This is a genomic window from Bacillota bacterium (assembly GCA_012839765.1).
Classification (GTDB): Bacteria; Bacillota; Limnochordia; order DUMW01; family DUMW01; genus DUMW01.
Genome location: DUMW01000089.1, coordinates 1 through 12741, shown reverse-complemented (window position 1 = coordinate 12741; position 12741 = coordinate 1). Strand labels below are relative to the sequence as shown.

The window sequence follows — 12741 nt, the reverse complement described above, 5'->3', positions numbered from 1 at the left end:
CGGTCTGGAAAGCCGACGCCCCACCACTGGTAAGCTCACCTAGAGACTGTCGATATAGTCTTGAACAATCAGGTTCATCTGTAGCTCCGCCTGCTGCAAACCTTCCGCCACCGACAGTTCCCCGGCGCTAATCTGATCCCGGATCTGGTCCATGATCCGCACCGCATCTCCATAGCCCGGGACATAGTACCTGGGAGTAGGTATTGTAAACTGATTCAGGCAAATGGCCACGAACTCCGCTAGTTCGTTGTAGGAATGATGGTACAGGCCACTGTTTACGATCTCCTCCAGATGCCTTAGCCAGTTGGACTGGCGCACTCCCGGCAATCCCGGCCGCACCTCATGCTCTGTTTCCATCATGAATTTGATGAACTGCCAGGCGGCCTCCTGGTTTTTAGCGATGGGTTCTGCGAGCATGGCTACCCAGTTCACCCAGGCAACGGTGGGTTCCCTGGTGGGGCCCATGTGGGGGAAAGGTGCCAAGCCCCACTGGTGGGTTGTGCTGAAGGCTTGCAGATTAGCCGGTACCGCGGTCATCCCGATCTGTCCCGAATCCCGCCAGGGATCCCAGGCCAAGCTGCGGGGTCCCGTATGGTTAACCCCTAGGCTAGGACTAATTTGCAGCTCCCGGCGGAGGGAAGTGATCATGTCAAACACTTCCCGGTTGGCGGGCGTATCGAAGACGATTTTGATCGCCTCCCCGTAGGGCTCAGCGGTGAAGAAGGTAGCCCCGGGATAGTTCATCACCGCAGACTCATAGTCCACCGAATGGATACCAAATTGGGTGTAGTAACCGTCGGCATTCTGCCGGGTTAGTTTCTTCCCATAATCAATGAAGGTCTCCCAATTCCAACTGGTATCATGGAAATCCAGGGGAGGCATGGGTAAGCCTGCTTCCTCAAAGAGGGTGGCGTTATACTGGACGGTCGCTCCCAAGGTGGTGTTAATGGCCACACCATACAATCCCTCACCGATCCACATGCCGTCCCACAGGGGCAAAAGGTCGCTGGTGTCAAAGGGATCCTTCTCCAAGAAGGGAGTAAGATCCTGAAACAGCCCCTTATTGGCATAGGCAGCCCACTCGTAAACAGACATCTCAAAGATCAGGTCCACCTGCAGATTGGCCGCAATCCGCATGAAGAGTGAAGAGTCCATTTCGTTCCAATGGGCCCGGACAAGCTCCACCTCGATACCATACTGTTCCTCAAACTCCCGGACCATGTCCAGATTGATGTCGTGGGGCTGATTCCGCACCAGAATCACCAATTTTTCCTGGGCAAAGGCTGGAAGGGCGAGAATCACCAATAGGGTCCAAACAGCTACCACCGAAAAAAGCCTTAAACCGGTCTTTTTCACCAGTCATCCTCCCTTGTTAGATTCTGTTAATCATCTGTACCTGGATGTCGTCAAAATAGATGGCCTCCACGTTTGTTGTCCCGGACTTCCAATACCATAGGTTGAGCCGATCAATGGTCTCATCCACATGGGTGTCGTCGGTGATGCTCGCGATCAGTTCATCCTCGAGGTAGAAAGAGATGGTGTCATATTCCCAGACCAGTTTTACCCTTCTCCACTCCGGCTGGATATACTCAGGGATGTTAGTGCTACTGTCGTTGAAGTCCACCCGGGTATGCCAAGCCCCGTTGGCTCGGAAGAACATAACTCGGTCGGCGCCGCTGTAGAAGACGTGGTGGCGGACACCGTAGCCATATTGGGTGTTCATTAGGGCAAGGTAAATATCCGCATGGTAGGAGCCGGTAAGGTCCGGAGCAACGGCGGCATACTTGAGGGTTACCACAATCTGGCGCCCCTTCTTCGGTTTCACCGGGAGGTCCAAGGCAAGACCCAAGTGCTAATTGTGGTCCTTCGGTCTTAGACAATAGTTACCTGAGCCCTCCGGATATTCCACGATCTCCCACTGCGCAGTGGAACCATAGCGCAGCACACCTTCTCCCACCTGTGCTCCATGGTCAAAGTCTTCGAAAACTAACACCCTGTCCTTGGGCACACCGAGGAAACAACCTGCACAAAGCAACAAGGTAAGGAAAACTAGCAAGTGGTGCCGTCGCATCGTGCTCCTCCTTTCTAGACTTAGTTTATTGGGGCCAGTCTAGGACTTACAGGGACACGGGACAATTCTGCCCTTAACTCACAACCGATCGATTACCTCTACCTTCACATCATCATAGTAGATACCATCCACCGTATCCTGCGCCCGCCAATAGTTCCAGATTACCAATCGGTCAATGGTTTCATCCAGATAACTGTCCACGGTAATGGAATCGCATAGATAGCCGTCCACATATACCTCCAGGGTGTCATAGGCCCAAACCAGCTGTAGGGAACCCCACTGGCCCCAATCCCTTCCTGGGGTCATCACCCAATCGGTGATGGTCTCATAGGAGTGCCAGGCCCCGTTAATCTTGGTAAACCGCGCGCCACCCCCGTTGGGATTCAGCAGACGATGGCGCACACCATAGCCGTACTGGCTGCTCATCAGCCAGAAGTTGCCCTCGATGTACTGGTTATTGAACTGACCCGTTGCGCAGTACTTCAAGGTCACCACCACCTCGCGTCCCGGCTTGATCTGTACGGGCTGGTCGAAGACCAGATGCAAGTTCTGGTGGGAAACAGTGGCCTGTAGACAATAGTTACCGGAACCCTCGGGGTACTCCACCACGGCCCACGCGGCCAGACTACCAACGTTCAACGGTTTTTCTCCTACCTGCACACCTTCGTCAAAGGACTGGAAGAATACAACCTGCGCTTCTTCAGCACTGGCGGCTGCCCAAGCTACACACAATAGGAATAAAATGACTGCCCAAGAGTAGCGTTTCATCGCTCATCCTCCCTCATTGTTGAAAGTAGATTGGTATATCCCCTTCGAGTCCCTGCTTGGCCCCGAAAAACCCAACACGATGAGTGCCTCGCTAATACAGTTAATTTACATTCATCCAAAAAACACTGTAATCTGTCTCGATGAAGGCAGCCCTCACACGGGTAATCCCAGTCTCCACACCCTGCTATGTCCCCCCTCTCTGATCTCACCCCCTCCTAGGAAATCACTGACGAAGACTCCCTCTTGGCCCGAGAGGAGTCGCGGATCACAAGTTCAGGCATAATCTTCACTTTCATCGGCCGCGGCGGCACTTTTCGATTAAAACACTGGTCAAGATATTCAATGGCCCAGGCACAGGCTTGATCGATGGGCCAATATACCGAGGTTAAGGGGGGCACTGTCTTCTCAACCACCGAGGCCACGTCGTTATAGCCCACGACGGCGATGTTATCGGGAATGGTGATACCATGAAAGGCAAAGGCTTCCATGAGCAGCTGAGCCGTATGGTCATGCCAGGCGAAAACCCCGTCCACTCCATTCTCTCTCAATTGCTCTACTAGCTCCTGGGGACGCAACACCGTGTCGTCCCAGCGTAAGGGTTCCAAACCGGCCTCGCCCAGGGCTTGGCAAAAGCCCTCCCAGCGTAAACGTGGAGAATAATCCTTGATGGGACCGACAAACGCAACTTTCCTGCGTCCTTCATCCAGTAAGTGTTTGGTAGCCATGTATCCACCGTTGAAATCGTCGGAAACAAAGGAAGCAACGTAGGGATGAGAGGATTCCCAGTGAATGAGGACAAGAGGGATTTGGGAGCGCATGGCCATCTGCAAGATCCGTTGCTCGGGGGCACAGCAGAAATAGATCACCGCCGCCAGATCCCTGTTGCGCATAATCCTAATTTGACTTTGGGGATCCAGCTTATAGGTGCTGAGCATGACGCACTGATTGTCATTCAAGCCCCGCTGCAACACCTCCAGGCCCCGGATGTAGGAACTGGTGACCGGGGTATGGGTCAAAGGCCAAACTAACATGACTTCCCTTTGGATTTGCCTTCGCGGCACATACCCATACTCCTTCGCGATGGCTTTAATCCGGTTCCGCAGTTCCTCACCGACACCTTCTTTATCGTTCAACGCCCTGGATACGGTCCCCGTGGAAGTCCCCACCAGTCTGGCAATGTCGCGGATAGTAACACGGCTGTTTTCCAACTGATCGCACCTCCCGACGGCACAGCACCAAAGTTTCACCTTCCTGTCTCCTACCGAAACCCCCAAGAACACGTTTCACTCGCGATGTATGCCGTTCAAGATGAGAAAAAGACTAATCAAGATCCACATGAATTTCGTTTATTGTTTAGTAATTCTAGGATAACTCACATCCCGTGTTTTGTCAAGCTTTGACAACTAAACAATGCTTTCTATGTGGTTAACGCCTCTACTCCACTGGCGCCGGATTATCGACAACCGTCACCCATATCATTCTCTATGGCCATAACCACGCGGACTAGCCGACCCTTCCTCCGCGCAAGGAAAGGAACCAGGGATTGGTTAACCGGCAAACTAGAGCAATGTCCCGATGCGCATTTCGACGAAAACAACAGGATCTTTGAGCAAGCAGTTGCGTAACTTGTTGAGTAAAAAGGTGAACAACCACATGTCGAATAGAAGGTGGTTGTGGTGGGCTAGAAACGGCACACTTCACCCAGAGGGAAACGCAAGCAGCGGGAAGACTCGCACGCTTTCACCCAAAAACCTGGCCTTTGGATGAGCAGGAAGGATATGAAAAGGGATGGTGACTTTCCACCATCCTCTCGATTTGTCCCACGATAGTGTATAGCGAGCGCAACCCCGGGAAATAGAAAGCCCGACGGGCCACATTTGGCGAAACACACCATGCGGCCCCTGTCGGGTTGCTTAGACGAAGAAGAATACACCATTGTCCCGCGCCACGTTAAACAAGCTTATCGCTACTCCCATAGGGACATCGTCAACTATTCATCCCGGAGCCGTTACCGCAGGAAACAGGAGGCCGCGGCTCCCCTTCCCTTGGCTAGGGTTCTTACAACAGAACCCCAACCCGACTTTTTCTTTTTAAAGAAATATCTTCGCATAGAATCGTCCTACGGGGTACAATAAGAATCCACAGCGGGATGGATGGCCACCAAAGGTAAAACGGTGGCCGCAGCGGCAAAGAGGGTCTTCCACTCTGCTACAACCGTATCCCAATCACCGCGATACAGGGCCTTTCGTGCCGGGGCCGTAAGGCGCAAGCAAACAACGGTCTCAATCAACTTCAGCCATGGATTCATGGTCAGCCCTCCTTAGGGCTGTAACTGTTCTATCTAGGCTTACGCAACAACCATCACCCAGTGTTCCGGCTCTGTATGAATTGCCAATCCGCTCAAGCTTTTCCACGAACTGATACCGCTGCCAGGAGAACAGCCTATCCTCAACCCACTTACCCACGACTGTGTTTAAGATCCGTCCTGCTTCTTCCCAATCCCTTCCTGCTCAAATACTCCCCATATCACCAATAAGATCCTTCCCGAGGGCAAAACCAGCTGACACAACCAAAAGCCAATGGCCTCATCCACACCCCACCTAAGCTACAGCAAGAAGTACGAACGCCCCATCGCCTGACCTAAGGACGTACCTTGCTCACTGCTCAACCCCGTCGGGTGAGATATGAGCCTAGAAGGGTAGTGAGTCTTCCCAACACATACACTCGGAGCAACGGGTTCCTTCACTGGTTTCGAAGGTAAGGACAGAATATCTTTGACATTCGCCGCACTGTTTCAGGATTTCCTTCCGTTCAAACTTTACATAGCAATCATGACATAGGTCCACCTCTATGCCCGTGGGATCGTCCACCCTTTTGGCACAGTGCCCGTGCAGGACCCGTTGACAGACGGCACATAAAGTGGTGGTTTCCTCGGTGAAATCCACATCCTCATGGCACGTTCCACAGGGTTCGGGAGGAGGAACTACGTAGGCAAGGCACGCCACCTCTTCGCAAAGATCACATTGGCCGGAACAGAACTCTTCCTCTTCAGGCAAATACTCAACGTAGGGAACTTCGTTGGACATGGACCACGCCTCCACTCTTGTTTAGGACCACGCTCCTGCCGCAATCATCCGCCTGGTTCCACGAAAAGCTTTCCCGTTTTGCCTGGCACAACACTATGGGCGTTCCGCGCATCAAAGGAGACAAATCTCGTCCACCGGCCGAAACCCGTTCTTCAGATACTATTCTCGCAGCCAAATCACCTGGTTCATATGTTACCTATCGACAACGGAAATTCCTTCGCGCCAATCGACTTTTTTTGTGTTTTTTCCAGCTTTGGAGTTTTGCTGCGAGATGAAAATACAGCCATCATCCTTCCCAGAGGGGAAGGATGATGGCTGTTGAAACCCGCAAGGAACCGTGAACCCCTACTAGGCGCGGAAGTGTTCCTCGATCATCTCCCGGACCCGCCGTACGTAGTACCGGTAATTCTCCACGGGCACGCCGTTGGGGATACGATGGTCCAAACCGATAATATAGCCACCGCTGTTAATCATGTAGGGCAATTTGCTTTGTAGCTCCCGGTCAATATCTTCCTTGTTCCCCCGCAAGGCCGTCTTATCAATACCGCCCAGCAGCCTAAGCTCACACCCATATTTCTTCCGCAGTGCCACCACATCCATCTCTGCTCGGGCTTCACAGGGATAGATGAAGTTCACTCCCGCATCCATAAGGGCATCCAGGATCGGGTTCAGGTTGCCGTCGGAATCTACTCGGAACAGGGGAGTACCCTGGGCGGACACCATATCCCAGATCCGGCGATAGTAGGGCTTGAGGTACTTGTTGAAAAGGTTTGGTCCAATTAGGGGACCACTGCGTCCCGCAAAATCTTCGTGCATGTCTAACACATCAATGGACACCTGGGCCAGCACTTCTTCCGCCAGTTTGGCCACCGTATCGCCAACGGTCTTGAGGATATCTTCCACCAGTTCCGGCTGTTCGTAAAAGGCCAGACAGGCATTCTCACACCCCATCAGATCCCGGATGATATCAAAACCTCCCGGCATACTGAAGAAGATTACAGCCCCCTCCTGTTTTGCGGCTTTGGTCTTGGCCAGCCAATCCTGGGCCAGGCGTTCGGGGGAATAAAGGAATTCCGGTTTTATGCGCTCCCAGTCCTCCATATTCCGCACGGGGAAATCCATGGGCAGGGGGATGGTGGCATAATCCTTACAGAGCTTCAAGGTTCTGCCCATCTTGTCCCGACGGATGATATACTCGTCGGTTTCTTCTAGAACTTCCTCTTTAAACCCGTTCAAGATCCGGGTGTTGGTCGGAATCCTAAAGGTCTTGATCCGATCTAAGTCGAACGCCTCAAGGCTGATCTCCTCGGGCGTCGCCCCTTGGGCTGCCCATTCTTGATCCAATCCCACCAAAAGGCCGAAAATCTCGATAAATATCGGTTTCAGCGGTCTTTTGTAAGTCATGTAGTCCAGGAAATACTCCCGATCCACTAACACTTTATCTCCCCCTAATATATTTCAGCGTATCGTTTTGAAGTGAACTTGTCCCTGGTTTTACTAGTTCTACCCTTTCACCACCACCTGGTCAGCCGTAAACATGAGAGAACCCTTCACCCTGGACACGCCCACACCAAAGGGCAAAGCGACAGCTTGTCCCCATCGACAAAGGCCACCTTGAACTCGCCATACTCCACACAGCTTTGGGAATTCCACGGTAGGAATCATGGTCTTTCTCAAAGGGAAAGGTTGCTCCCCAGGGTAGAAAATGAAGCAGCCTATTCATACTGGATGCGTCAACACTTTATTCTCCATGGCTTGGGGTAGTCCTTTCCTTGTAAAGAGTATATCACCGCACAGACAAGGGGGTCTTTGGGTTTGTGCACCGTTCATGGGGAAAACCTGCCGGTTTGTGACATCAGCACCAAGCAGGAATCTAGGCTAAGACTTCCCACTTGGTTACATCCTTACACGCCAATGAAGGAATGCAGGATAAGCAGGGCCACAGCCACACCGTTATATGTTGCATGGGCCACCACCGGGGGAACAAGACTTTGGGTCCGTTCGTAAATAGACGCCAAGAGTATGCCCAGCACTAACACCGACGGGAAGTTGATAATATACATATGGGCAAAGGCAAAAAGCAGTCCGCTGGTAACCTTGGCCACCACAGAGCCGTAGCGCTGTCTGATGGAACCAAAGACTAACCCCCGAAAGAAGAGCTCCTCGGCCCAGGGGACGATGAACACCACAAGGCACACGATGGCCACCAATTGGGGTAAAGGCAAGCTCAGATCCACAAGCCGCGCGGACATCTGTTGCTCCCGGTTTAACCACTCGGTCACCATTTGGGTAGAGCCAGTTAAACGGTAAGTGATGCGGTAGAGAAACTCCAAAGTGAGCCGCACCACCGCCAGATTTACCACCGTAAACAGCAGACCATATCCAATCCCCATCTTAAGAAAACTCTGCCCCTTAGGATGCCCAACCCCCCGGTAGGGCGGCAGGGCCAGGACCCCCAATCCCCACAAGCTGCCCAGGATGAGGGAGAGCTCCTGTATCAATAGGGAGGAGATCAACACCCAACCACCAAGCTCTTGGACCTCCAATTCCGGTTTGGCCCATAAAAGGATCCTTTCAGTGATGAAGCGTGTGACCAGCGGTAGGATCAACATGCTTAGAATGAATATACCCGCGATGATCCAGAAGGTTGAGCGTGTCCGGGCCATTACCCTCCCCCTCCCCCAATGGAAAGTACCTGTCTAATAGATATGTATTCCGACGGATCACCGCCCAAGACCATAAACTTAACCCCGAGGACTTCGGTCCTCGGGGTGATCGACATCATAGGTAAGAGTGATAGTTCGGTGCTTCTTTGGTAATGTGCACGTCGTGGGGGTGGTTTTCCCGCACAGTGGCAGGGGTAATCCGAATGAAGGTAGCCTTCTCCTGCAGTTCCGGTATGTCCTTGGCTCCACAGTAGCCCATTCCCGCTCGCAAGCCACCGATCAACTGGTAAACCGTATCACTGACAGTGCCCTTGTAGGGTACCCGGCCCTCGATGCCTTCGGGCACAAATTTCCGGGCATCTTCCTGGAAGTAGCGGTCCTTGCTGCCCGCGGCCATGGCCCCCAAAGAACCCATCCCCCGATATACCTTGAAGCTGCGCCCTTGGTAAATCAGGGTCTCGCCGGGACTTTCCTCGGTTCCGGCAAAGAGGTTGCCCAGCATAATCACATCGGCCCCGGCGCCCAAGGCCTTGACGATGTCACCAGAGTACCGGATACCGCCATCCGCGATGATGGGAATCCCGTGCTCCTTGGCAGCGCGAGCACACTCAAAGACGGCCGTCAACTGGGGTACTCCCACACCGGCCACCACCCGGGTGGTACAAATGGAACCAGGACCAATCCCCACCTTCACCGCATCGGCTCCCGCCGCGATCACATCCCGGGTAGCCTCCGCGGTGGCCACATTGCCCACGATGAGATCCACCCGCTCACCGTAGATACTCCGGACCTTCTCTGCCATCTGCAACACCTTAGTGGAATGGGCATGGGCCGTATCGATGCAGAGCACATCCACTCCCGCTTCCACCAAAGCCGCTGCCCGTTCCAAGGCATCATTACCTACTCCGATGGCCGCTCCCACCCGCAGCCGTCCCTTTTCATCCTTGGCTGCGTTAGGATACTGGATCGCCTTTTCAATGTCCTTGATGGTAATGAGGCCCTTCAAGTTGAACTCCTCGTCCACCAGGGGGAGCTTCTCGATGCGATGCTTGTGCAGAATCCTTTTGGCCTCCTCCAGGGTTGTCCCCACGGGTGCCGTAATAAGGTTGTCCTTGGTCATCACATCACCAATCCGCTGGTCGAAGTTCTCTTCGAACTTGAGATCGCGGTTGGTAAGAATCCCTACAAGTTTGCCGTCTCGGGTAATGGGAACACCGGAAATATGGTATCGGGCCATAATCTCCAAGGCATCGTGGAGGGTGTGATCCGGGGACAGGTAGATGGGATCCACAATGACGCCGCTTTCACTCCGTTTGACCTTGTCCACCTCGCCGGCTTGCTCCTCAATGCTCATGTTCTTGTGAATGATCCCAATGCCCCCCTCCCGGGCCAAGGCGATGGCCAAACGCGCCTCGGTTACTGTATCCATGGCGGCACTCATCAAGGGAATATTCAGGGTGATCCTAGCAGTCAATCGGGTCTTGGTGTCCACCTCGTGGGGTAAGACTTCGGACCTGGCCGGTTGTAGCAAGACGTCGTCAAAGGTCAAGCCCTCTTTACCAAATTTCATACCATAATCCATAGCTCCCACTCCCAGTTTCCATATCTGCAGAAGATTAGTAATGCCTCAATTATACTATTCTCCTGGAAGGAGATGCAAGTAAAGGAGGTGAAGCGCGATCAGGGTTCTTTCGTTAAGCAGCCATGTATAAGTCCACGATGGTAAAGGCCAAGAGCACCAGACTCACAACTAAGTTCAGGTCGAAGGCAGGAAGAAAGCTACCACGGGTCTCCTTGAGGATCATTTTGGCCTCTATAATGAAGATCCCTAAGACAAGGAGAAGTCCTAGGTAATACCAGACCCCTAATTGGGCGGTAACCCCCACTAAGAGGAACAAAATGACCGCCAAGACGTGCAAACAGAGGACCAGTCTCATGCTGGGACAGATCCCAAAGCAGCGGGGGATGGAAAAAAGGCCGATCCGAGCATCGAAGGCCACATCGGCACTTTGGTAGATAATATCAAACCCAGCCACCCAAAGGCAAATAGCCAGTCCCAACAGGATCGGCGGCAGCTGTAGGGTGCCAATCACCCCGAGCCACCCACCCACCGGTGCTAAGGCCAACACAAAACCCAGCCAGAAGTGGCATAGGTAGGTGAAACGTTTGGTATAGGAATAAAGCAGCAGGGCCAGGATGGCAACGGGGGACAGGATCAGGCAAAGCCGATTCAAGAAGCCCGCGGCGGTAACGAATATCCCCAGGTTGAAAACCAAAAACCAGTAAACGGCCCGTCGGCTGACCCGGCCCTGGGGCAAGGCCCGGTCTTGGGTACGGGGATTCAAGGCATCAAACTGGTGATCCACCAGGCGGTTGAATGCCATCCCCGCACTGTGGGCCCCTAGCATGGCCACACTGAGCCAGAACAGGTGGTGGTTAGTCGGCATTCCCTTCGTCCCCAAAATCGCCCCCAAATACGCAAAGGGCAATGAAAACAGGGCATGTTCCAGTTTGACCATGCTCAGGAGCACCCGCAATTGCACATCCTAGCCCTCCAATGATTGTGGAACGAGGGACAGGATCTTTCCTTCGGACCGAAGCCTTCTTTATGGTGTTCTATCCATCTGCGAGACGATCCTTGAGATCATAGAATACTAGACCGCTAGCTAGCTTTGGATAGTAATAAGTCGACTTCTGAGGCATCACTTCACCGGCATTAGCTACCTCACTCACCGCCTCCGACGGGGTGGGGTTCGTGAAGACGCCAAATTGGTACCTTCCGGCCTGGACCTGCGCCACTACCTCCGCGGCGTTACGGGTGTAGCTTAGGTGTTCCTGGCGCAGTTGGCTTTCCTGCGTCATCCCTAGGACCCTTTCAAACACCAACGAATGAAGCACCGCCACATCCAGTTTCCGCCAGGCTTCGGGCTTCTGGGGATAAAGCTCCGCCATCACCTGGTAGGACTTCAACGTTAGCAGGTAAGCGTCCCCCTGCCCGTAGACCCCGAAGACACACTGGCCTCGGGCCTGACCATTGGCCAAGGCGTCCACAAAAGCCTTCAGTCCAACCTCGCTCTCTATAGAGCCGTCCCATTTTTCCACCGTAAAGTATCGTTCCACATCCTGCAAGAACTTGCTAAGATCCCAGTCAGGTAAAGTATGCACCATCCGATGGGTGGGTAATACCACCATACCGGGATCATTTGTGTTAACAAACATCATCATGACATAATTGAAGCCCTCATCGCCTGAAGTACCAGCTTGGGACAGCTCCGCCCTTAAGTTGAGGGCCGTTTCATAGCGATGGTGCCCATCGGCGATGTACACTTGCTTATCCTTCAGTAGCGCCTGTAGCGTCCGAATAAGCTCCCGATCCGTCACTACCCACAAAGCATGGGTAACCCCTTCCCCATCGGTGAAGGACACGTGGGGAGCTTCCTTCTTGACCGCTTCGAATACTGCCTGGTCTGTCCCGGAGGGATCCCTATACATACCGAAGACCTGGCTCAAGTTAGCCATGCAGGCCCGCATCAGCTTCAGCCGATCCTCCTTAGGCTTAGCCAATGTTTTCTCGTGGGGCAGGACCACGCGATTCTCGAAGGGCTCCAGTTGAATAATAGAGATGAATCCGGTGCGTTCGTAGGTAGCACCTTCGACCTGAAACCTTTGGGAATAAACGTAGATGGCCGGTTCTGCTTCTTTGACCAAGATGCCATCGGCCAACCAGTCCCTGAAGTACTTGGCTGCCGCAGCGTATCGCTCATCCCCCTCACCCTGGGGGAGGATCAGCTGGACCACGTTGTACGCACTACGCCGGGCATACCCTTCCCGTTGCTCCTCGGAGATTACATCATAGGGCGGTGCTGTGACTTCTGACCAGCCCCCAACCCGTGCGGAATTGTATCTTACACCATAGAAAGGATAGATCTTTGCCATGTCCTGCTCCTTTCATATTTAGTATAGGTTTAAAGTACGACAATTGCTATGCTTTTCCTTCCCCGCAGACTAGTGAATAGGAAATTCATCGGAGCCCAATAAACTGACCAAAGATGCCAGAGACATGGGAACATACAGCCTCCCTATAGACGCGACGCCAAGGGTTTAGTAAGACTGTTGTCTGTTTCACACATACAGATCCGTGGTGCTATTG

General features: G+C 53.2%; 12 protein-coding genes. All 12 read right to left on the bottom strand.

What is annotated here, in order from left to right; translation table 11 throughout:
• Positions 1-39: 39 nt before the first annotated feature.
• Complete coding sequence (locus GXX57_09235) at positions 40-1356, bottom strand: extracellular solute-binding protein (GenBank protein HHV44829.1); 1317 nt, start codon at positions 1354-1356, stop codon at positions 40-42.
• 16 nt (positions 1357-1372) lie between these two features.
• Positions 1373-1825 (bottom strand): hypothetical protein, encoded by a 453-nt coding sequence (locus GXX57_09230; GenBank protein ID HHV44828.1) that lies wholly within the window; start codon positions 1823-1825, stop codon positions 1373-1375.
• A 27-nt stretch (positions 1826-1852) separates the two neighbouring features.
• Complete coding sequence (locus GXX57_09225) at positions 1853-2071, bottom strand: hypothetical protein (GenBank protein ID HHV44827.1); 219 nt, start codon at positions 2069-2071, stop codon at positions 1853-1855.
• Between the two features lie 78 nt (positions 2072-2149).
• Positions 2150-2839 (bottom strand): hypothetical protein, encoded by a 690-nt coding sequence (locus GXX57_09220; protein HHV44826.1) that lies wholly within the window; start codon positions 2837-2839, stop codon positions 2150-2152.
• 215 nt (positions 2840-3054) lie between these two features.
• Positions 3055-4047 carry a LacI family transcriptional regulator gene (locus tag GXX57_09215; GenBank protein HHV44825.1) on the bottom strand — a complete coding sequence of 331 codons (993 nt, stop codon included), beginning with the start codon at positions 4045-4047 and terminating at the stop codon, positions 3055-3057.
• Positions 4048-4958: 911 nt separating this feature from the next.
• Positions 4959-5147, bottom strand: a complete 189-nt coding sequence (locus GXX57_09210; GenBank protein ID HHV44824.1) for a hypothetical protein — start codon at positions 5145-5147, stop codon at positions 4959-4961.
• Positions 5148-5529: 382 nt separating this feature from the next.
• Positions 5530-5925, bottom strand: coding sequence for a hypothetical protein (locus GXX57_09205; protein HHV44823.1), 396 nt, complete (start codon positions 5923-5925; stop codon positions 5530-5532).
• Between the two features lie 348 nt (positions 5926-6273).
• On the bottom strand, positions 6274-7362 hold the full coding sequence (locus tag GXX57_09200) for a hypothetical protein (protein HHV44822.1): 1089 nt from the start codon (positions 7360-7362) through the stop codon (positions 6274-6276).
• Between the two features lie 467 nt (positions 7363-7829).
• Entirely contained in the window at positions 7830-8591 is a 762-nt protein-coding gene (locus GXX57_09195; protein HHV44821.1) for a CPBP family intramembrane metalloprotease, read from the bottom strand.
• Between the two features lie 115 nt (positions 8592-8706).
• Positions 8707-10173 (bottom strand): IMP dehydrogenase, encoded by a 1467-nt coding sequence (gene guaB / locus GXX57_09190; GenBank protein HHV44820.1) that lies wholly within the window; start codon positions 10171-10173, stop codon positions 8707-8709.
• A 112-nt stretch (positions 10174-10285) separates the two neighbouring features.
• Positions 10286-11134, bottom strand: coding sequence for a UbiA family prenyltransferase (locus GXX57_09185; protein HHV44819.1), 849 nt, complete (start codon positions 11132-11134; stop codon positions 10286-10288).
• 73 nt (positions 11135-11207) lie between these two features.
• On the bottom strand, positions 11208-12527 hold the full coding sequence (locus GXX57_09180; protein ID HHV44818.1) for a DUF1015 domain-containing protein: 1320 nt from the start codon (positions 12525-12527) through the stop codon (positions 11208-11210).
• Between the last annotated feature and the right edge of the window lie 214 nt (positions 12528-12741).

Coding starts and splice junctions, on each gene's coding strand:
- GXX57_09225 (HHV44827.1), bottom strand. CDS start 2,071: ATGCGACGGCACCACTTGCTAGTTTTCCTTACCTTGTTGCTTTGTGCA.
- GXX57_09220 (HHV44826.1), bottom strand. CDS start 2,839: ATGAAACGCTACTCTTGGGCAGTCATTTTATTCCTATTGTGTGTAGCT.
- GXX57_09210 (HHV44824.1), bottom strand. CDS start 5,147: ATGAATCCATGGCTGAAGTTGATTGAGACCGTTGTTTGCTTGCGCCTT.
- GXX57_09205 (HHV44823.1), bottom strand. CDS start 5,925: ATGTCCAACGAAGTTCCCTACGTTGAGTATTTGCCTGAAGAGGAAGAG.
- GXX57_09195 (HHV44821.1), bottom strand. CDS start 8,591: ATGGCCCGGACACGCTCAACCTTCTGGATCATCGCGGGTATATTCATT.
- guaB (HHV44820.1), bottom strand. CDS start 10,173: ATGGATTATGGTATGAAATTTGGTAAAGAGGGCTTGACCTTTGACGAC.
- GXX57_09180 (HHV44818.1), bottom strand. CDS start 12,527: ATGGCAAAGATCTATCCTTTCTATGGTGTAAGATACAATTCCGCACGG.